The organism is Mesorhizobium sp. ES1-4 (assembly GCF_020164745.1).
GTDB lineage: Bacteria > Pseudomonadota > Alphaproteobacteria > Rhizobiales > Rhizobiaceae > Mesorhizobium.
Genome location: NZ_JAIUGV010000020.1, coordinates 22,477 through 43,027, shown reverse-complemented (window position 1 = coordinate 43,027; position 20,551 = coordinate 22,477). Strand labels below are relative to the sequence as shown.

The window sequence follows — 20,551 nt, the reverse complement described above, 5'->3', positions numbered from 1 at the left end:
CGCCGCCGCGGTTGTCCCGGTGTGGCTGTTTGCCGGTTATTTGCTCGGCCAATATGCACTGCATGAACGATATCGTTTTGAGCAGGATGCCGTGCAAACGGCTCGACAGGTATCGCTCGTCGTAGAGGGCGAGCTGGCGAATCTCCAAACCATCCTCGACGGCCTGTCCAAATCCGCCGCGCTCGCCAATGGCGATCTGCAAGCCTTCCACCGCGAGGCGGTCGATCTTGTCCACGGGACGGACCGGACGATCGTCCTGCGCGATCTTGGCCGCGATCAGCTAATGAACACCGAAATCGGCTACGGTCCCGCCTTGCCGTCCGTCGAACCGATAGCGGCTGTCGACCGCGAGAAACTCAACCGTTCCGGTGTTTACGTCAGCGATGTCTTCGCCGGCAAGGGCTCAGGCGAATACCGCGTGGCTGTTGCCATTCGAGTGGCCGCTCCAAAGGGGGAGGATCTGCTTCTTTCGCTTTCAGTGCCGACTTCCCGAATCCGTGATGTTTTAATGCCGGCCGTACCAGAAGGATGGACCGTTGGCGTGGGAGATCGCGACGGAAATTACGTTTCACGTTCCAAGTTGCACGACGAGTGGACCGGAAAACGCGGATTGCCCGAATATGTGGAAAAGATAGTTGGGCGCTCCGGCTCGTTTACCTCCCGCAACTTCGACGGAGTGACGCTGCTGGCGGGCTACTACAGGTCCCCGCTGTCTGAGTGGTTCTATACCGCAAACGTGCCGCTTTCAGCAGCGCAGGCGCCGCTTTGGGCCTCGCTTGCCGCAATTTGCGGAATAGGTCTCCTGTCCCTTCTTGTTTCCGTTGCTCTGGGATATTTCGTCGGCAAGAGATTTACGCAAGCCACCGCTGAACTGGCGAGCCGCGCGGAGGCGCTGGGTCATGGCCGCAGCGTTGCACCCCTGTCGACCTCGGTTACGGAGTTCGCCGCCATAGCCCAGGCGATGGTGGACGCAGAGCGGGCGATCGCCGAACGGCGCTACGAGTTGGAGGCGGTGCTGGAGACAGCGCCGGCGGCGGTCTGGTTTACCTATGATCCGAAAGCCCTTCAGGTTATCCGCAACCGCTTCGCGGCCGAACTCATGGGCCTGCCGACGGACGCGCAGAAGTCCTTCGGCAGGCCCGACCTCGTCATCGACACCGTGGCCGTCAAGGACGGCCACATCGTGAGTCGCGAAGACCGCCCTCTTAGCCGCGCCATGCGCGGGCAGCTGACGGATCATGAAGAGTTCGCCTACACGCTGCCCTCAGGTGTCAAGCGTTTTCTACTTTCCAGCGCACGTCCAATTCGCAATCCGGGCGGCGGCATTATAGGCGCCGTACAAATCAGTCTCGACATCACGGACCGCAAACGCGACGAGGAGCATCTCGAATTGTTGACCAATGAGCTGAACCATCGCGTGAAGAATATCCTTGCCGTTGTTCAGTCCATTGCCTCCCAGACGCTGCGCAACGCGACAAGTTTGCCCGAAGCAGGGCGGACGCTCTCCAGCCGTCTCGTCTCGCTTGCCAAGGCCAACGACCTGCTGATCCAGCAGAACTGGAGTGGCGCCGACGTGAGGGATTTGATCGTCACATCAGTCAGCTCACACGCACCGATCGACCGCTTCAAAATCGGCGGCGCGTCGGCCTGGCTACCACCGAACGTGGCTCTTTCGGCCGCTCTGGCTTTTCACGAGCTTACGACGAATGCGCTCAAGTATGGAGCGCTGTCGAACGAAACCGGCACGGTGTCGATCCAGTGGAAGCTCCTCGGGCAAAAAAAGTATCGCTGGCTCAATCTGGAATGGCGCGAACGGGGAGGTCCGCCCGTTGAACCGGTCGAGCGAAAGGGCTTCGGCACGCAGCTCCTCGAGCGCGTGTTTGCGTCCGGCACGTCGGGACGCGTCACTCTGAAGTTCCAGAAATCGGGACTGGTCTGCACCATGCGAGTAAACTCCGCGTCTCCGGTCAATCCCGCGGTAGACAACGACGACACCCCCGGAGGGGAACCTTAGGCGCTGGTAGAAGCCCGTCGAAGATCTCGCGCAGAGTCGAGGTATTGCTGAGTTTTTTGCCGGTTGGTGGAACAAGGAGCGCGAGCATCGGTTCGGGTCAGCTCTTAGGTTCAGAAAGGCTCCGTCATGTCCGTTCAGCGCATCGTCACCGCCGCAGCATTCGCAACCGGCGTCCTTGTCAGTAGCCAAGCACTCGCAAAAAGCGATTCGGATTTTCTGACCGACGCCATCAAAGGCGACAATTCCGAGATCGCCCTCGGGACGCTTGCGACGCAAAAGGGTGATAGTAGTGGCATCAAGAAGTTCGGCCGGACGTTGGCGAAGGACCATGCAAAGGCTAAGAAACAGGCTCTCTCGGTTGGCAAGAAGCTGGGTGTGTCCGACACGAGCGACCTCACCGACGAGGCAACCGCCGAGATGAAGAAGCTGAACGGCCTTTCGGGGACGGCTTTCGATCAGGAGTTTGCCACCTACATGGTGTCCGACCACCAGAAGGACATCGCCGAGTTCCAGGATGAGGCGAAGACCGGCAGCGGCAAGGTCGCCAAGCTCGCCAAGAAGACCTTACCGACACTTCAAAAGCACCTGAAAATGGCGCAGGCACTGGCCAAACCATGACCAGGTAATCCGGGCCTCAAGTCGGGCGATCGAGCCTATGCCACCAGCTTACGCAGAAGCCGCCCCTCGATGCGAGCGATTCGTTCTGGATGCATGGGCGTGGTGAAGCACATCTTCCCGCTTGGATCGATAGCGACATTCTTGTCAGACCGAACCCGATTTGTTGAAAAAGGCTTGAATTTTACCACTTGCACCGAACCCAAGGAGGACCGAACGATCACGTTCCTCGGCCAGCTTCTTGGACCGGACACGCATCAGATCCGTCCAGCCGACATAGCCAACCAGCCGCGCGTCCCCACGAGCGAGAACCGGCAGATGCGAGGCGTTGGCCATCAGCAGCTTGTCGGAAAGCCCTTCGAGGTACTCGTCTGGATAGGCGAGCGTGAACTTGCCGCCTGCCAGCAACTCGCCAAGCGTTGTGGTGCGGTGCTTACCCGCGCGTCTCCAGCGAAGAATGGGCGGTGGCAGTGGCAAAAGCGAACGGGACGCAAGGCATCGTCGCCGGCACGCTCTCCACTTGCGTGGTCATGACCTCGCGTACCCTGGTCAGCGCGAACGGATCACCGCGATATTCGCGAACCAAGTGATGCCCTCGCCTGGCAATCTTTCGGTCAGGATCGAGCGCTTCATCAACAAAACAGTTACCGTATGCGCGGCCGCGCAGGCCGCGATCAAGTACAGGAGAACCTTTTGATACAGCCTCGCAATGCGGTTGAAGCCGCCGCGAGAGCAGAACACCTCAGCATCCAAAGTCAAGCACCAACGCGGCACGCTCGGCGGGTCCGACTGCTTGGATGTCCTCCCCCGTGCCCGTTCAGCCTTCCTTATCGAGCTCCTGAAAGGCATTTCGAATGGCTGCGATCAGCGTCGATATAGAATAGGGTTTCTGCACCCAACCCAACGGTCTGGCCGCCTCGGCTCGAAGCCTCACGTCGCGATCACCGTGCGCTGTCGTAAAGATGCATCGTATCCCAAAATCGCGGTACAACTCCACGGCCGCATCGATGCCGTCCCGCTTGCCAAGCAAGCGGATGTCCATGAGGGCAAGCGCTGGCCTGCTCGAGCGCGCCATACCTATCGCCTCATCGGCGCTGGTCGCGAGGCCCGCCAACGAGAAGCCTTCGGCCAGCAGCCCAGCCTCTATGTCCAGCGCGATCAGATAATCGTCTTCGACGATCAAGATCAGCTGGCTTCGAGTGATTTCGGCGTGTCCTCCGCTCACATCATCCCGGGAGAACACCATCTGCGGCTCGAAGGATCCACTGATGTCCCCCGCAAAACTTAGCTCAGATACCGCTTTTGCTCGCAAGCCCAATCTCCTGAGGCATCTAAGGAAAAATCATGGTGCATGTGGACGGGTGCCGGCTCACTTGGAAAGTCCCGCCGATCTGTCGCACCAGGCCTTCGACGAGTCGCAGGCCGGATGACGACGAGCGCACCGAATTCAGTTCGAAGCCCGGCCCCTCATCCTCGACGACGACCCTATTGCCACCACCGTCTTGTCTGATGGAAACACGAATAGTTCCACTCCCCATTTCGGGTAGGCCATGCTTCACCGCATTGATCAAAAGTTCGTTGACAATGAGCGCAAGCGGCATAGCAACGTCATTTGGCAGTTGGATCGAATCTGCCTCGCAGACCAATTGAACGGCTGGGGGGAACATCTGTTTTGCCGTCTCGCAGATAGCGCCCAGGAAAGGTTCGGCACCGAAGCTGACGGCGTCGGGCGTATCATAGAGGACCCGCTGAGCGGCAGCCATGGCCGCCACACGCTTGCTGGCCTCGTCCAGAACGCTCCGAGCCTCCGAACTTTCGCTGGTCCTCGCCGCCACCGAAAGCAGCGATTTCAGCATCATCATGTTGTTCTTGACGCGATGATTGAGCTCGTCGAGCAAGATCCGTTGCTGGGTTTCGGCCTGCTTACGCTCGCTCACATCGACCAGCATGTTTATGGCGCCCGTGATGTTTCCAGCAGCATCCCGCATCGGTGTGGGATAAGGAATGAAAGGGACGCGGGTGCCATCCGGCCGCTCGGCCACCGCTTCATATCCCCGGATGGGCCGCCCTTCGCGTAATGAGATCGCCATCGGGCATTGATCGTGGGGAAGCGGCGTTCCGTCCGGCCAGTAGAGCTTCCATGTCACGCACCATTCGTCGGTGCCAATAACGGGCGTTCGGCCGGCGAGTTGCACCGCCGCTTCATTGAAGTAGGTGATCTTGCCGTCGCGGTCGGTGGTATAGATTGCGGCAGGAATGGCAGCGAGCAGATCTTGAAGGTGGCGCTCGCTGTCTTGTATCTTCGATTCCGCTATCTTTTTGTCAGTTATGTCTCGTGCGATTTTGGAAGCTCCGACGATACGGCCAGACGCATCCCGCACCGGCGATATTGTCAGAGAGATATCCACCAGCGTTCCGTCTTTGCGGCGGCGAACCGTCTCGAAATGATCCACGAGTTCGCCGTTGCGGATGCGACCCAATATCAGCGGCTCCTCACTCAGCCGATCCTCGGGAATTATAGTGGTGATGGGCTTGCCAACCATTTCCGCGGCCGTATAGCCAAACAAGCGTTCGGCGCCGCGGTTCCAAGTCGAGACGACGCCTCTGAGATCCTTGCTTACGATGGCATCCTGGGACGACTCCACGATTGCCGCCAGGCGCTGGGCCGCATTCTGTGCCTTGACACGCTCAATGCCGAACCCGAGCTGGCGCGCGATTGTCCGGGCGACTTCAATCTCTTCTGCCGAGCAATCATGCGGCTCGTCGAAGTAGGCCATGAACTTGCCCAGCAGACGCCCCCCCTCGGTTATCGGAATGAAGCAGACCGCGCCGATGCGTTCTGTTCGGATTGCCTGTCTCAAGCTGCTGGGGAGCTCGGCCTGTTCCACATCGCGCATACAAATGGGCTGCGGGTTGATGTCTGCCACGGACCAGGGCGAATGGCCTTCCACGGCGCTTCGATACGCGTCCGACAAGCCGCGCCAGGCGACAAACTTCATGACCCCGCCTTCCAAAAGCAGAATAGAAGCGCGCTGACATCTTAGTCCGCGCTGGATCGCGTCCAACGCAGCCTCGTAGACGTCTTCGCGGGTATGGGCGTGCTGCAGCACTTCCGTCAGTTGATGCAGCGCAGCCTGCTCCTCGGCCCTTTGGGCGAGTGTCGCCTCAATCTCTTTCCGCTCGCTGACGTCGTGCTGCACCCGTACCGCGTAACAAAACCGTCCGCTGCCGTCGTGAACGCTGGAAGACGTCACGACGGCCCAGAAATGCGACCCGTCCTTGCGCACGAACCGCTTCTCGATTGTGTAGCCTTTGATCTCGCCGGCGACCTGTTGCCGATATTGACTGCGATCCGCTTCTGCGTCGGAGGGAAAGGTCCAATCAAAAATCGACCGGCCAACAAGTTCCCCCTGCGTACAGCCCAAAAGACGGCACAAATGTCCGTTCACCCGCAGCAGCCGACCTTCGGCATCAGCTTCCACGATTCCCACACCAGCGCTGTGATAGGTCAGGGCAAGTCTCTGCTCGTGTTCGCGCAACAACTCTTCCGCTTCGACTTTTTCAGTCACGTCGATGGTGATGCAGCGCGTGTTTAGGAACCGTCCCCCAGCCGAACGCACATTGGATGTTATCTCCACCCAACGGATGGAGCCGTCTTTGGCCCGCAACTTGGCGCGATAATGTTGAAGGTGCTCATGCCGAGAAAGACGATCCAAGATGTCGTCGATTGCGGCGGGATCAGCGTGAAATTCCCGGATGTTGTGGCCGATGTATTCCTCGGGGGCATAGCCAAGCAAGTCCAGTTCGGCTCGATTGGCGCGCAGTATCGTGCCATCATTCGCCACAAGGTGGAGAGCAACGGCTGCATTCTCGAAGAAATCTTCCATCTCGCTGCCGGGAAGCAGGACCGCACGGTGCCCTTCAACCTCCCCGTCACCGGCAAAGGGTTTCGCGCCAGAAATGCTGGAGGGCAAAGCTCGTTGTTCCATCGATGGTTGAATTCCCCTAAACGCAGCTTAACACCCGATTTCGTAAGAAGTTCCGAAGGCCTGCAATGTTTCTACCGATCCGGATTTCGGGCGACTGCCACGATTGCCTCATAACGCGGAAGGGGGGATGGAACCGTCCTCAATTCCCGCTGGAGTGATTTGGTTACGACATGGACCTGGAACCAAGCCTCCCTTCCCACGGATGTGGATACCTTCGAGGGCGAGGTTTCCGGCTCGCCCAACGTCCAGACCGGACGATTCACTCAATGCCTCATACAGGCGCTGGACGGCGCTGCGATCCGCCTGTTGGATGGCATGGGCAGATGGGGCGTGCCCGGCAGAACTCAAGCGCACCATCGCCCTACTTTACATCCTGCGCAACGACTGGAGGGCTGACGCCCCCTTGCGCCCCGCTGTGATCGGGGATCCGGTCGACCTATGGTCCATCGTAACGCCACCGACAGCCATCATGTGCCCTTCTGTGTGGTGGTGATGCCGGAGACCGACACGCCAGAATGGGCGTTGTCGGTGTTTGACCATGAGGCACCCCAGACCGGTGGCGTGGGCATCGACCTGGCCCTCTGTGACACGATACGATGCGCGCAGAGACGTGTCTCTGAAGCCAGAGAGCACCTGACGAAGATCAAGACAGGCGACATGGGCTGAGTTGGCGCTATGATCCACAATTCCAATCTTAACACACCGATAATGCCTGACACAGATCGGGCCAAAGGATAACGGCGCTTCGCCGGCAGTTGGCGCAGCAAACCGCACACACGGATGCATCGGCTCAGTTGGTCGAGCAGGCGTTTGCCAGGCTCGCTGAGGCAAGCGCCTGTGAAGGGTACGGGCGGCGGCGCATTCGCCGCTGGCTGGCATTTGGTAGGTGACAAACTCGGTGCTTTATGTCCACTGCTTCGGGCATGCCTCGGGGACGGAATAGCCTGAGAGATGGAGCTCGATATCCTGGCAGCGGCCGATCTCATCACGGCGTCGCCGCGCTCGACTCGGCCATCCGTGTACGGGCAGTTGCGCCGAGCAATTCGGGATGACCGTCCTGGCCAACGCTGGAAAACCGCCCCGGCGTGAGCCGAGACGAGCTCTGTGCGTTGCAGTGCTTTGATCGGGCAATCGACAGATGTCCAACTCCAGAGCGCCGGGAATGTTTCCTGCGTTCCTCGGCCTGCCGTGGCGACCCAGCAGCGGCAGCGAGGCCATTGACGGCAACGGCTGCACAGCCCGCGAGAGATCTGAGACCAAACAGAGGCACTTCAGGCCAATTGCTTTTTCTGCGCGAATCTCCTCTTCTTCTTCAGGACCAACCGCAACGCAGTTTGCTAAATCCATGGTCCCTCTCCCTGATGGCGACCGGCGTGTACCCCCGCCCCCCAACCCGGCGTCGGTCGCCTACTCTTTGGCAGCTCCAACTCCAGCTAAGTTTCGAACCCGCTGCTCCTCGTCACGAGCAGAAGTTCGGGGTAGCTATTAACGCAGGTTAATGCGCCAAGTTGGTGACGAGTTATACTTTGTCGTTGGTGCTTCCGATCCATTCTTCGGCAGCTTCGGACCTGCGGAGAGGAGCATATGGGAAGCAATCGCCCCGCGATCTCGGCCTTTGATTTCGAGGTCATAAAAAACGCTCTGAAAGCTACAATCGCGGAGGGCGAAATCCCCGAATGCGAATGGGACAAGCAGGCTCGCAGCCTCGCGAAAGCCTTTTCCGGCACCGAGGCAGACGAGACGATGATCAGAGTCCTGCTTGATACCTGTCGGACCTGTGAGGCCAACGTGTCTGAAGATGAGCGTCCGGCCACGCGCGTTCGTGGTGCTCACGTCGGAGAGGGGCGGCGCAATCTTCAGCGTTCACGGGAACTGCTTGCCCGCAGCCGTTATCATTTGTGCAAATGGGAAGCCGAGCGCACGGGTCCGGATCGCCCGAAAGGCGAAGGTCTTTCCGATTAGATGATCGAGTGTATTGGAACGGCTACGGGGACGTACGACTCTCTTCGTCGGTGGCGATGTGCAAAGATGCCAGCACGGCCAACGAGATCGCGGGCCGCTCCAATGAAGCGCGACTGCGGGCCCTACGTGACGTGCAATCAATCGAAATCATCCAGACTGGCAGGGAGTGGACGCCCAGCATCCGTATAGAATCCAAGTACTTCGGTCAGATGCCAGCGTCCGCATCATCCTGTGCAATCTCCGCTTCCCCGGGTCGCCTACAGGTACGAATAGCCATAGGTCAATCCGCCGGCATGAAGCCCCTTGTTGACTCGACCGGCTTGGCCCCTGCGGACTTTGTGAGCGACTCCTCTCGGTAGAGCTGGCTAACAAGACCGCGTAGGCCGACCTGGACCGTGTTCACTCCGCCTCGTGGAGGGCACGAATTTCGATGCCGAGAAACGAAAGGCGTTTGTGAATGGGATGCGCGGCCCTCCAGCAGCTGTGTCGCGCAGATCGTGTCCATTGACGTGCTGCAGATCAAAGGCGTCGAAATAGAGGTCATGCTGCCGGCTTGATTGCTTTCCGCAGCGCGCCGAAGTCCGGCAGCCAGCGTCGTTCAGCGCGATGACCTCGCCTTCGATGATGGCACTTTCCACATCGATGTCGCTGGCTGGCTTGCCGAGATCGCGGTATTTCGCCGTCCAGTCCAGCCTGCGGCGGGTGAATATCCGAACGCCGGTTTCGTCCTTGACGATCTGCGATCGGTAACCGTCGAACTTCACCTCGTGATTCCAGCCATCGCCCTCGGGAGGCTTCTCCACCAGGGTCGGCATCAACGGCTCGATGAACTTCAAACGCATGCACTGACCCAGGCAAAAGGCACGCGATTCAATAAGCTCTAGCTAGACAGTTCCGGAACTTTTACCATGCCGGGATGTTGCTGGCCCCATGACGAAACCTTCGGACCTCGGGCCGCCCATCAAGGGCAAGCCGCATGAGCCGCCCTCTGACGAAGGCGACCATTTCTATAAATGCGACATTTCCGGACAGCCGGTCGACATGCGCGATCTGCGTCAGGTGATCTGGCACGAGCAGCCGACGCATGAGCGGCTGAAGCCCCAAGTCGTCAAACGCTCATGAACGCAAAAGCCCGCCGGCCGGCGCCTACGGGCTGCTTGTAGATGATGCTTAATTGGATTGGGTCTCAGGCCGACTTGGAAATGATCACCTGGGCCGCGATGCTGTTCAGACGCTCACGCTTCTTCAGTTCTGGCTTTTCATAGGTCTTCTTCATGGGTATTCCCCCCGGTTGATTTCTCAAGGCGCGAAAGTGCCTCACGCCGCCGAAATCTGTCAAGCGCTCCAAATGACCCGCACCCCCTTGGGGAGGCGCGGGCCGACCAGAGGTCGGGTCTTTGGTCAGCGACAGCCCTGTTGCAGCGCTGTCGCCGAGGGTGTCAATCTGCGGCGATCGACAAGGTCCGCCTACGAAAAATGCCCGCCGCCGGAGAGGTCGTGGCGGCGGGCCAGTCAACAGTCGTGGGGATGCGCACTGTAATGGGAAACAGTGCAACGGCCGAAGTTTTTCAACGCAACAATGTTCCATGGGGGCGTCCCGATTCGCGGTGCCTGGAGGCATGCCGCCGAGCGAGGCCAGCCTTCGCATGCCGCCCCTACCGGTACGGTCGGTCCTCTCCCATAACGCGAGCCGAGCCCTCCCCGGCTCTGTCCGCGCGCTGTCGGGTGCTGGCGGGCAGCGCTGCCCTGAAACAGGCGCGGCCCACTCGACGCGCGTGCCGCGATATTCTTGGTTCCTAGTGGAACAAAGAGCGCCACGTCAGATTTGAAAAGGTCCGCTGGCTTTGGAGCCGCGGATTGCTGGCCCTCCGCCAGGGCGGCTGGGCTGTGTCCGGCATGGCGCAGGCCATACGACGACAGGATTACACCCATGAAACGTCTGCCCCATATTCTGCTCAGCTTGGGCGCCATGATGATCCCCACTTCGCTGCTGGGTGCTGAACAATGGGAGGGGTTTGGGATCAAGCATCTCGGATTCGTATTCGACGTTCCCCCGGGGTTTGTGCTTGCCCAGCGCTCCGATCAAGGAGCAGCCTTCGAGGGCAAAAACAAAGCATTTCTTGCGGTCTGGGGGGCGCAACTCGGCAAGGCAAGCTTTCGCACCGAGATCGAGCATCGCATTGCCGTGAACGAGAACGACGGCTGGAAAGTGACCTATAAGCGAGTGACGCCGCAATGGGCCAGCTATTCAGGACTGAAGGACGGTCAGATCCTGTACGTCCGGGCCATCAAGATCTGCGGGGACAGAGCGGCATTGTTTACGGTCAACTATGCTCGCGACGAGAAGGTCCCTTATGATCCGCTTATCGTTCGCATGGTCAAATCACTGAAGGTCCAGGGCTGCTAAGCGGACGGTGGACGGCACCGGCATCCAGCCGCTCCGGATGGCAGCTTCCGTGGCTCGCCCCCGCTGGGCTTCCTAGGCAGAGGCGCGCGCAGATACGACCCCGAGGAGGAGCTCTTGAAGCTCCCCCTTGGGCAGTGGCCTGGACAGCAGAAAGCCTTGGAGCTGGTCACAGCCGAGCTTGCGCAGGTAATCGCACTGGCTTTCGGTCTCGACCCCTTCGGCAGTGGTGCTAAGCCCGGTCGCACGGGCCAGGTTGATAATCGCCTGAACGATGGCCTCGTCACCGTTGGAGCGACCAAAGCCCTGCACGAAGCTTCGGTCGATCTTGATCCTGTCGACTTCCAGCGTCTGCAGTCTTCCCAAGGAGGAGAATCCGGTGCCGAAATCGTCCAGTGCAAAGCGCACCCCGATGCTACGCAGAGCCTCGATGTTGTTTCGGCATTCGCTTCGGCGCTCCGATAAAGCGCTTTCGGTAACCTCGATTTCGAGCCGCCGCGGATCCATGTGCGTCTCCAACAAGATACTGGTCACTCGCATGGCGAAACTGGGATTGTTCAGCTGCAAGGCCGACACATTCACAGCCAAGGTCTCGACGGGCCAATCCACCGCGTCAAGGCACGCCTGCCTGAGAACCAGTTCGCCAAGCTTTTCAATCAGCCCTGCTTCTTCGGACAGCGGTATGAACAAGTCCGGTGCAACCCAGCCCCGCTCCGGATCAGACCAGCGGGCCAGCGCTTCGACACCCGTCATCCTGTTCGTGTCGGCGGCGTATAGCGGCTGATAGTGGACCTGGATCTGGCCGGTCGCATCCAGCGCGTTGCGCAGGTCCTGTTCCATGCCCTTGCGCATGGCCAGCGTCAGATCCATCTCGTCCCTAAAGAAGGCGTAGCTGCTGCGGCCCCCCGCTTTGGCATGATAGAGCGCCACGTCGGCTTTCCGCACCAAGTCGACCGTGTCCAACCCGTCCCTGGGTGCAACCGCTACGCCCACACTTACGCCGACAAAGACTTGCACGCCGGCGACCTCGAACGGCCGACGGGCAGACTCGATCAAATGCTCGCACAGCGCCTCGACGTCATTCTCGCCGCCAACCGAACGTCGGATGATGATGAATTCATCGCCACCGAGACGCGCCACCGTGTCCGCTTCGGTCGTCAGCCGCCTTAGCCGGTCCGCGAACTCCCTGAGCAGCTCGTCACCCGCCGGATGGCCAAAGCTGTCATTAACCTGCTTGAAGCGGTCGAGGTCGAGGTAAAGAATCGCGAGCTGCTCTTCCGTCGACGGCAAGCGCGCCAATGCATCTGCCAGACGCTCGTTGAACTGACCGCGATTGGGCAGCGCTGTGAGCACATCGTTGTGAGCGAGGTGATAGATCCGGTCCTCTGTCTCGATCAGCTTCAACGTCCGCTTGCGAAAGCCTATCAGAGCGATGATGACACCCGCCAGCACCAGACCGAACAAGGTGACGAGAACGGGCGCGAGTTGAAAGAGGACAAATGCTCCTGGCCGGTACGGCCGCCAAACGAAGAAGCCGATAGGTCCAGATCGGTCGACGACGGGATTCGAAGCCTCTCCGGAAGCAAGCTTATTATCCCAGGAGAATCGCGCGCCATCGAGCAGATAGTCTTGCCGCAAGGAGGTAAGAAAACTGCCGTCGAGATAGCGAACGGCCACATGCAGGAATTCCTGGCCTGGGACCTGCGCGATGTGGCCACTGTCGGAAACCACAGGCTTGATACTGACGACCGCGGGATGGCCGGCGATAACGGCCACATCGGAAGCACCGATGGTGAGCACCTGTTCCGTGACACCTTCGGTGTCCCCTCGTTTCAGTCTCGCTCTCAAAGTCTGGACGAGAGGCGCGGTGGTCGGGTGTATGGCGCGGTAGCTGTTGGGGTCGGCGGTCGACCCGTCGGTGAACGCGTAGACGGGCGCATCATTGGCATCGAGAATATAAACCTGGTCATGGCCGAAATAGGTGTGCATCCAGCTGCCGAGATTGGTATCGAGCCATTTCGCATCCCCGCTGCGCAGGGCGTTAACGGCGTCGTCCCAAACCGTGACGCTCTCCTGATCATGTGCCACTGCGCTTTCCAGCTTGGACATGATCAGTACAACCAGGCTTTTCTGCCGCGCCGCGGCAACGCGGTCGGTCTGGATCGTCGACCAAAGCAATAGCCCGGTGGTGATCGCTGCAATGAGCAGTGTCAGCGCGATGACGGGCAAGGCCGTTCTCACCAGGAAGAGACGACGGGTCGGTTCGGCAAAATGTCGCAGCAGTTTCATCAGATCGCTATAGACGATGAAGACTTCTGGACCGTTAAAAGGTCCTGCGCGAGAAGCCGTGGTGCGTGCCGTTCCCCGGCAGGCTGGCGTTCGGGGTCGCATCGCGCGGAGCCGACGACGACGGCGGCGACCGAAAGTATGAAGCCAGCGAGAGCTCGATGCTGCGGCGGCAGTCACTGACTGGGCATCTGGGACCGCAACGTCAACAGCCTTTCAGATCAACCCGTCCGCTTCTCGGTTCGTCCATCGGGACCTATCGCGCGGTACAAAGCGCCTGGGTGAAACTGTAAGGCTAGGGCCAGAGGCGCGACGTCTCTCTGACCGGGCACATCGACGTCGCAGATATATGCAATTTCCCTAAATTTGTCGGAACTCATTACCGTCGCACGATTTGACTCCCGATTCCAGGAGTTCGCGTGCGCATGAGTAAGACCGAAGACCGGCTGTCATTCATCGAGTTCCAATCGCCAACGTTGGTCGAGAAAGCTCCTGACGGCGGCAACTGGCTTCACGAGATCAAGTATGACGGCTACCGGACCCAGCTCGTCGTGAAGGGCGGAACAGCGCGAGCCTTCACGCGCCGGGGTTACGATTGGTCACATCGGTACAAGAGAATCGTTCAGACGGCGGCGAGCCTGCGCGCAAACTCCGCGATCATCGATGGTGAGGCTGTCGTTCTGGGCGAGACCGGCCTTCCGGACTACCAAGCCTTGGAACGGGAGCTAGGCAATCCGCGTTCGCCGAGGCTCATCTTCTATGCGTTCGACCTGCTTCATCTCAACGGCAGCGATCTTCGGCAGCAGCCGCTTTTGGAACGCAAGGCCGCCTTGGAGAAGCTGCTCAAGGGTTCAGCGCCGACGTTGACCTATGCCGAACACCTCGAGGTGAGCGGCAAGGACATGTTCGCGCACGCCTGCCGTATGGGCCTGGAAGGCATAGTGTCAAAGCTCGCCGATTCCCCCTATCGCTCTGGCGTCCAGACAAGCTGGGTTAAGGTCAAATGCGTCAAGAGCGACACCTTTCCTATCGTGGCTTTCGTCGAGAAGCTTGGCGCTCAACCGCGCCGGATCGCCTCGCTCTACATCGGCAGGCGTGAAGGCGACCGGCTGCTTTATGCGGGCAAAGCCCAGAGCGGCTACAGCTTGAGCATCGCGCGGCAGGTCCGGGAGCGACTGGAGCCGCTGATTATCGACAAGTCGCCATTGTCGGAGCCGATCGACAAGCCCAAGGCCACATGGGTCAGGCCGGACGTTCTGGCCGAGGTGCAGTTCAGCAGCGTCACCGACCGCGGCATCTTGCGCGAAGCAGTATTCAAGGGCCTGCGTGAAGATCTCGTAACAATCCCCGCAAAGCCGCCCGCGCCATCCAAACGGCGGAACGGGGCCGAGGAACACGCGGTGCCCGGTGAGAACGTTCTTCAGCTGCTGCCGGACGCGGTCTCGCCCTCCAAGGAAGCCCTTATGCGCTACTGGCAACAGGTTGCCGAGCAAGCGCTGGTCCATCTCGGCCACAGACCACTGAAGCTGGTGCGCCACGCGAGCGGGACCACTTTCTATCACAAGGGTCCCTTGCCCGATATTCCGGCCGCCGTGCATCAACTGCGCATCCAGAAGCGCGATGGTGGGGAGGGTGTGCGCGTGTGGGTGGACGCTCTCGCCGGTTTGCTCGGGCTGGTCGAGATGGATGCGGTCGAGCTGCATCCCTGGAACGCCACCATTGATGACATCGAGCGGGCCGACCGCGTCGTGCTGGACCTCGACCCCGGCGAGGGCGTCGAGTGGGAGCAGGTGATCGAAGCGGCGCTGGCGCTTCGCGACATCCTAGAGGCTTCAGGTCTGAAGAGTTGGGCCAAGGCCACCGGCGGCAAGGGCATCCATTTGATGGCCCCTCTTGAGACAAAGATGACCCACGACAAAGCCCGGAAACTCGCGAAATCGCTTGCCCGGTGCCTCGCCGACGCTCATCCCGACCGCTACCTCTTGTCTGCTGCACCGGCGGCAAGAACGGGACGCATTTTCATCGATTACCTTCGCAACGGGAGAGGCAACACGGCCGTGGGCGCGTTCTCTCCACGAGCACGCCCCGGCTTTCCAATCGCCCACCCTGTGACATGGGGCCAGCTTGAGCGGGGGGTGCGTCCAGACGCCTTCACCATGGATCACCCGTTCAAGGCAGATCAAGCTTGTGCCACCTCGAGATAGCCGTCGACCGCTACGAGGCAGCGCCGAAGCGAAGGCCTTACGCAACATCCCGTCGCTGACGATGGTTTCGCAGCGTCGGCGGCGGTCGGCTGCAACCGTCCCGTGCCCGCCGCGCGCAAGGTCCACGGCGGACACAAACCCAGCCATGCCGGTCGACAGCTCTTCCGGAATGATGATCGGTGAGGTCAGACTTAGCGCCCCATTCCAGAGCGGGAGTTGTCACCCGGCAAGTCGACCGCCAGGGTCGAGCAGTGTGGCCTTCACGAAAACGCATCCGCTGATTTGAGGCCGGCCTAATTACGTTCAGGGAAAAGTCGGAACGTGCGAGTCAAGCCGACAAGAACGTCACTCGGGCAAACCTGGATCGACGTGCACAATCGCGTCCAGGATGGTGCGATAGAGGCTGCCCACCTCCTCGTCGATCTCACCTCGCTTGATGCCGAGCGCCTTCGCGTCGGCGATGAGCTTGTGCGTCAGTTCCTCAACCGAGATAACATCCGCAGCTGTGGCCTCCGGGACGTTGTTTGCGGCAAGCCTGCTCACGGCCTCGAGCGACCGCCGCGAACATTAGCAATCGGGAACTCAGGCCTCGTGCGGTCGTTTAGCAGTTAATCAGCCTTTAGGAGGTTGCCATGAAAAAGCTGCTACTTGCCTCATTGATCGCTGTTGCGTCCGCGATCGCCACCGTCGCCCCGGCTGATGCCTGGGGATTGCTTGGCCTCGGCGTTGGCCCGTTCGGCGGATTCGGCCCATTTTCGGGCGGCGCGTTCTACGGGGCTCCGTTCTACGACTATGGCGGCCGCTATTACGGCCCCCGCTACTACAGTGACTATCCTGGTTATATGGTTCGATATCCGCACCGCTACTCCAGGCATCACTACCGCCATTGCCGGGTCAAGCTGTTGAGGCACTGGCGCCATCACCACCGGGTATTGGAACGCGTGCGGGTTTGCCCTTACTGACGACCCGCCTTGGCTTCACTGATCTCATTCTCGGTAAGCGTTGCCCTCGCTTCTTGGGTCGCGCCGATCACCAAGCCGTGGCTTTCGACGTGCCGAAGTCCATCGACAGGTGGCAATTGCATTGAACAGTGCCTGACGCGCGGCTAATCGTGGCTTGGCGGCCTTCGTCGCCCACGATGCCGGCTGAAGATCGGTATCCAGCCGGCCCGCGTCCTCCGCCAGGGGCGCGGGCTTTTCTGGGACTTCTCTGGCGAATGGTCACCAGCCCTGCATGCTATACCAATCATCGACATCGCGGCGGACGCGGTCCTTCTCCAATCCGTAACGTTCCTGAATCTTGCCTTCGAGCTGATCGCGCTTGCCGGCGATGCGGTCGAGGTCGTCGTCGGTGAGTTTGCCCCACTTTTCCTTGACCTTGCCTTTGACCTGCTTCCAGTTCCCTTCGACACGGTTCCAGTCCATGTTGTGGCCTCCTTCGTCTCATAGAAGTCGAAACGTCATCGGGGCAGCGAAGTTCCGGAGTCCGTCTCCCTTGGGAGGTAGGCGTTCCCATCGGCTGCGCGGATTGAAGAATGCTGGGGAGATCAAAGCGAGCTGGGCGGCAGCCTGTACTGGGGCGCCGGCCCGGATCGCGACAAGCTTCGCGAGCGCTTGAACTCCGACGATGGCGGCCAATCAGACCCGTGGATCTCTGGGTCAAGGGTCGCCGGAGAAGCAGGCTCAGCCGCGTCTGTTCTTTTCGATTTCCGGCTATGCCCTATTTCAGGGGCGAGCTTAATCCACACCGCAGAAAAGCACTCGACGCCGTTGCGGCGGACGAAGTGCACAGGCTCGACATAAAACCGGCGGCCGACCCAACGCTCGACTCGATCAGGTCGGCTGGCGTGGAATTCGGCGATGCTCGTCGGGAGGACTTCTTGCTGGGCACACAAAGGCCCGTCAGCGCATGATCGCCCAATTCGCGCTCGCCGCTGCCAGAGGAGGACTGGTCATTGGTACCGCTCATGCGGCCGAGGCAATGATGGGCTTCTTCACCAGGTTTGGCGACGGCGTTGCTGACCCTCTTCCTCTTTCAGGTCTAAACAAGCGCCGGGTGCGCGCGCTGGCGGCGCATCTGGGCGCTCCGCCGCAACTCGTCAACAAGGTGCCGACCGCAGATTTGGAGAACCTCGTGCCGCTTCGTTCTGACGAAGATGCATGTGGGGTCACATATGATCAGATCAAATTCCCTCGAAGTAAGGAAATCGACGAGGCGGCGCGAAGGCGTATCGTTGATGCGTATTTCAGCACCGCTCACAAGCGCTCGCTTCCCTAAACATCCGCCTGTTATGGATACCGAGACCTCATGGTTTTTGGGTACGTTTCATGCCGCGTCGGCGTACTAGGCCGCGGCGACGCCCACATGCCTGATTGGCCGGCCACCTGAGATCGCCTGCGCCGCACGCGCTATGCCCTGAGCATCGATGCCATAGTGACGATGGAGGTCGGCGATAGTGCCGGTCTGCCCGAAATGCTCAACGCCAAGCGGTCGGACGCGGTGACCCACGACAGATCCCATCCAAGCAAGGGTCGCCGGATGACCGTCAACGACCGTGATCAGCGTGCAGTTCGTGGGCACCTGGGCCAAAAGTCTCTCGATGTGGCTTCTTGCATGACGAATACCACGTTCGCGCGCACGCAGGGCGGCGGTCCAGCCGGCGTTGAGCCGGTCGGCCGAGGTAACGGCAAGCAGCCCGACGTCTCGCCGGTCCTCGCCCATCAAGCCAACCGCCTCGATGGCCTCAGGAGCAACGGCCCCTGTGTAGATTACCACGACTTCCGAATTGGGACCAGGCTCGCGCATCCAGTAGGCGCCGTCGACGATGTGCCGGGAAAGCTCCAACCCGATCTCGCGGCGAGGCTGTTCGATGGAGCGTGTAGACAGCCTGCAATAGACAGATCCGCCTACGGCGTCCCTCAGCCAGCTCGTCTCGTCTGGCTCTGGCTCTCCCGAACGCTGAATGTAGTCGAACGCAAACCGCATGATCGTCGCCAACTCGTCGACGAAGGCGGGCTCGAAAGTGGCCAGACCGTCCTGCGCCATGCCGATGAGCGGCGTTGCGATCGACTGGTGAGCGCCGCCTTCCGGCGCCAGGGTCACGCCCGAGGGTGTGGCGACGACGATGAAGCGAGCGTCCTGGTAGCAGGCGTAGTTCAACGCATCGAGCCCGCGCTCGATGAAGGGGTCATAGAGCGTTCCAACCGGCAACAGACGTTCACCGAAAATGGAGTGTGAAAGGCCCAGCGCCGAGAGCAGGATAAAGAGGTTCATCTCGGCTATGCCGAGTTCGATATGTTGCCCCTTGGGCGAGAAATCCCAGTTGAACGTGGACGGGATTCGTTCCTTGCGAAAGAGATCGGCCATCTCGTTGCGCGCAAACAGTCCGCGGCGGTTTACCCAGGCGCCCAGATTGGTCGAGACGGTAACATCCGGCGACGTCGTGACGATGCGCCTGGCGAATTCGTCCTCCCGCTTACTGATCTCGTGCATCAACAAGCCGAAACCTTGCTGAGTCGACATTTGCGGTTGCATCGGCACGTCCAGCACGGCGGGCACATCGACACGCGCCGATGCATAGCGCCTTGTGCCTTTGGCATTGAAGGGCGCGTTGCGGACAAAGTCAGCGACACGCGGGGCCTGCGAAAGCCCCTCGAAGGGCTCCCACTCCCTGCCGGCCCTGACGCCGTGCGCGGCGCGCAATTCGTCAATCTGGGCCCTGGTCATCAGCCCGGCATGATTGTCCTTGTGGCCGGCGAGCGGCAAACCAAAGCCCTTGATGGTGTAGGCGATGAAGCAAACCGGACGGTCATGGGTGCGCGCTTTCGCGAAGGCCTCGAACAGTGTCGGCAAGTCGTGACCACCAAGATTGGTCATCAGCGTAGCCAATTCGTCGTCGCTGCGGCTTTCTATGAGCCTGGATACCGCACCCTGGTCGCCGATATCGTCAAGCAGCCGTTTTCGCCATGCCGCGCCGCCCTGATATGTCAGCGCGGAATAGAGCTGGTTGGGACAGTGATCCAACCATTGTTTGAGCGTCGCGCCGCCCGCCTCCGAGAAAGCCGCTTCCAGCAAGTGGCCGTATTTGACCAGCACCACGTCCCAGCCAAAGTTCTCGAAAAGCGACTCGAACCGTTCCCACAGGCCTTCGCGTACGACCGCGTCGAGGCTTTGCCGGTTGTAGTCCACGATCCACCATGTGTTGCGAAGGCCCTGCTTCCACCCCTCCAGAAGGGCCTCGAAGATATTGCCCTCGTCCATTTCGGCGTCGCCGATCAGCGCGACCATCTTGCCCGCCGGCAGGTGCTCGCCCAATCCTTTGGCATGAAGATAATCCTGCACGAGCGACGCGAACAAAGTCTGGGCGACCCCGAGGCCAACGGAACCGGTCGAGAAGTCGACGTCGTCGGCATCCTTTGTCCGCGAGGGATAGGATTGTGCCCCTTTGTAACCGCGAAAATTCTCCAGCTTTTCGCGGCTCTGATTACCAAAGAGGTACTGGATGGCATGAAACACCGGACTGGCGTGCGGCTTGACCGCGACCCTGTCCTGCGGCCGCAGAGCCGCGAAGTAGAGGACCGTCATGATCGTTGCGTGGCGCGCGTTCAATGTTTTCGGCCAACGAAACTTCCTGCGCGAGTAAGCCGCTGCAAGCACTGCCGACGACACACGGGACAGGCGCGGATTTGGCGAGACGTTTCTGCTTCACAAGCATTTCAAGGGCCCGGTAGCGACGGCCGCCAGCCGGCACCTCGAACATTCCTGTCTCATGGCCGTCGGCAGTGAGCACCGGGCGAACATGGATGCTCTGGATCAGTCCGCGTCGCGCGATCGAAGCCGCCAGATCCTCGATCGAGATGCCAGCCTTGATACGCCGCACGTTCGTCTGGGCGAGCACCAGCTTGTTGAATGGAATATCGCGCGAGGACGACAGTGTGATCTTTTGAACCGAAGTGGTCATTTGAGTTTCTCCGCGACGGACCGCCGAGAGCCTCTCTCTCGGTCCTGAGCCCGTCACCAGGTCCCTTCAAACCTCTTCCTCTCCCACGCTTGCGCACGATCCGGCACACGTGATCGA

Annotated in this window: 14 protein-coding genes and 4 pseudogenes; 9 read left to right on the top strand and 9 right to left on the bottom strand. The window is 60.3% G+C overall.

All coding sequences use genetic code 11. The annotated features are described in order from the left end of the window. Positions 1–19 precede the first annotated feature (19 nt). Positions 20–2,014 carry a sensor histidine kinase gene (locus LB556_RS27835; RefSeq protein WP_224570779.1) on the top strand — a complete coding sequence of 665 codons (1,995 nt, stop codon included), beginning with the start codon at positions 20–22 and terminating at the stop codon, positions 2,012–2,014. A 126-nt stretch (positions 2,015–2,140) separates the two neighbouring features. Continuing rightward, positions 2,141–2,632 carry a DUF4142 domain-containing protein gene (locus LB556_RS27830; RefSeq protein WP_224570778.1) on the top strand — a complete coding sequence of 164 codons (492 nt, stop codon included), beginning with the start codon at positions 2,141–2,143 and terminating at the stop codon, positions 2,630–2,632. 144 nt (positions 2,633–2,776) lie between these two features. Here LB556_RS27830 and LB556_RS27825 read toward each other — a convergent pair. From LB556_RS27825 to LB556_RS27815, 3 genes and pseudogenes are all read right to left on the bottom strand, one after another. Beyond that, a pseudogene (locus LB556_RS27825) lies at positions 2,777–3,319 on the bottom strand (chloride channel protein); the annotation flags it as partial. Between the two features lie 127 nt (positions 3,320–3,446). Next, complete coding sequence (locus LB556_RS27820; protein ID WP_224570777.1) at positions 3,447–3,941, bottom strand: response regulator; 495 nt, start codon at positions 3,939–3,941, stop codon at positions 3,447–3,449. Positions 3,942–3,960: 19 nt separating this feature from the next. Next, positions 3,961–6,618: a PAS domain S-box protein gene (locus LB556_RS27815; RefSeq protein WP_224570776.1), complete on the bottom strand. Its 2,658-nt coding sequence runs from the start codon at positions 6,616–6,618 to the stop codon at positions 3,961–3,963. 438 nt (positions 6,619–7,056) lie between these two features. Here LB556_RS27815 and LB556_RS27810 point away from each other — a divergent pair, with 438 nt between their 5' ends. Both LB556_RS27810 and LB556_RS27805 read left to right on the top strand, forming a co-directional pair. Beyond that, complete coding sequence (locus LB556_RS27810) at positions 7,057–7,284, top strand: hypothetical protein (protein WP_224570775.1); 228 nt, start codon at positions 7,057–7,059, stop codon at positions 7,282–7,284. Positions 7,285–8,202: 918 nt separating this feature from the next. Further along, positions 8,203–8,580 carry a hypothetical protein gene (locus LB556_RS27805; protein ID WP_224570774.1) on the top strand — a complete coding sequence of 126 codons (378 nt, stop codon included), beginning with the start codon at positions 8,203–8,205 and terminating at the stop codon, positions 8,578–8,580. Positions 8,581–8,945: 365 nt separating this feature from the next. Here the strand turns inward: LB556_RS27805 and LB556_RS27800 are convergent, their stop codons facing one another. After that, positions 8,946–9,416, bottom strand: coding sequence for a hypothetical protein (locus tag LB556_RS27800; protein ID WP_224570773.1), 471 nt, complete (start codon positions 9,414–9,416; stop codon positions 8,946–8,948). A gap of 94 nt (positions 9,417–9,510) precedes the next feature. Between LB556_RS27800 and LB556_RS27795 the strand changes: the two genes are divergently transcribed. Both LB556_RS27795 and LB556_RS27790 read left to right on the top strand, forming a co-directional pair. Further along, on the top strand, positions 9,511–9,702 hold the full coding sequence (locus LB556_RS27795; protein WP_224570772.1) for a hypothetical protein: 192 nt from the start codon (positions 9,511–9,513) through the stop codon (positions 9,700–9,702). An 808-nt stretch (positions 9,703–10,510) separates the two neighbouring features. Beyond that, positions 10,511–10,987, top strand: coding sequence for a hypothetical protein (locus LB556_RS27790; protein WP_224570771.1), 477 nt, complete (start codon positions 10,511–10,513; stop codon positions 10,985–10,987). Between the two features lie 72 nt (positions 10,988–11,059). On the opposite strand, the gene LB556_RS27785 is transcribed toward LB556_RS27790, so the two are convergent. Further along, positions 11,060–13,273: a putative bifunctional diguanylate cyclase/phosphodiesterase gene (locus LB556_RS27785; RefSeq protein WP_224570770.1), complete on the bottom strand. Its 2,214-nt coding sequence runs from the start codon at positions 13,271–13,273 to the stop codon at positions 11,060–11,062. 422 nt (positions 13,274–13,695) lie between these two features. Here LB556_RS27785 and ligD point away from each other — a divergent pair, with 422 nt between their 5' ends. After that, positions 13,696–15,474 (top strand): DNA ligase D, encoded by a 1,779-nt coding sequence (ligD, locus tag LB556_RS27780; RefSeq protein ID WP_224570769.1) that lies wholly within the window; start codon positions 13,696–13,698, stop codon positions 15,472–15,474. 345 nt (positions 15,475–15,819) lie between these two features. Here the strand turns inward: ligD and LB556_RS27775 are convergent, their stop codons facing one another. Continuing rightward, positions 15,820–16,017 (bottom strand): hypothetical protein, encoded by a 198-nt coding sequence (locus LB556_RS27775; protein ID WP_224570768.1) that lies wholly within the window; start codon positions 16,015–16,017, stop codon positions 15,820–15,822. Between the two features lie 89 nt (positions 16,018–16,106). Between LB556_RS27775 and LB556_RS27770 the strand changes: the two genes are divergently transcribed. Further along, positions 16,107–16,436, top strand: a complete 330-nt coding sequence (locus LB556_RS27770) for a hypothetical protein (RefSeq protein ID WP_224570767.1) — start codon at positions 16,107–16,109, stop codon at positions 16,434–16,436. A 258-nt stretch (positions 16,437–16,694) separates the two neighbouring features. Here LB556_RS27770 and LB556_RS27765 read toward each other — a convergent pair whose 3' ends face one another. After that, the gene (locus tag LB556_RS27765) at positions 16,695–16,898 is read right to left on the bottom strand and encodes a CsbD family protein (protein ID WP_224570766.1); all 204 of its coding nucleotides are present in this window, start codon (positions 16,896–16,898) and stop codon (positions 16,695–16,697) included. A gap of 329 nt (positions 16,899–17,227) precedes the next feature. On the opposite strand from LB556_RS27765, the pseudogene nadE reads away from it, so the two are divergent. Beyond that, positions 17,228–17,751, top strand: a pseudogene (nadE, locus tag LB556_RS27760) (NAD(+) synthase); the annotation flags it as partial. 66 nt (positions 17,752–17,817) lie between these two features. Here nadE and LB556_RS27755 read toward each other — a convergent pair. Continuing rightward, a pseudogene (locus LB556_RS27755) lies at positions 17,818–20,079 on the bottom strand (transketolase); the annotation flags it as partial. After that, a pseudogene (locus LB556_RS27750) lies at positions 20,054–20,434 on the bottom strand (ParB/Srx family N-terminal domain-containing protein); the annotation flags it as partial. The pseudogenes LB556_RS27755 and LB556_RS27750, both read right to left, overlap by 26 nt. Between the last annotated feature and the right edge of the window lie 117 nt (positions 20,435–20,551).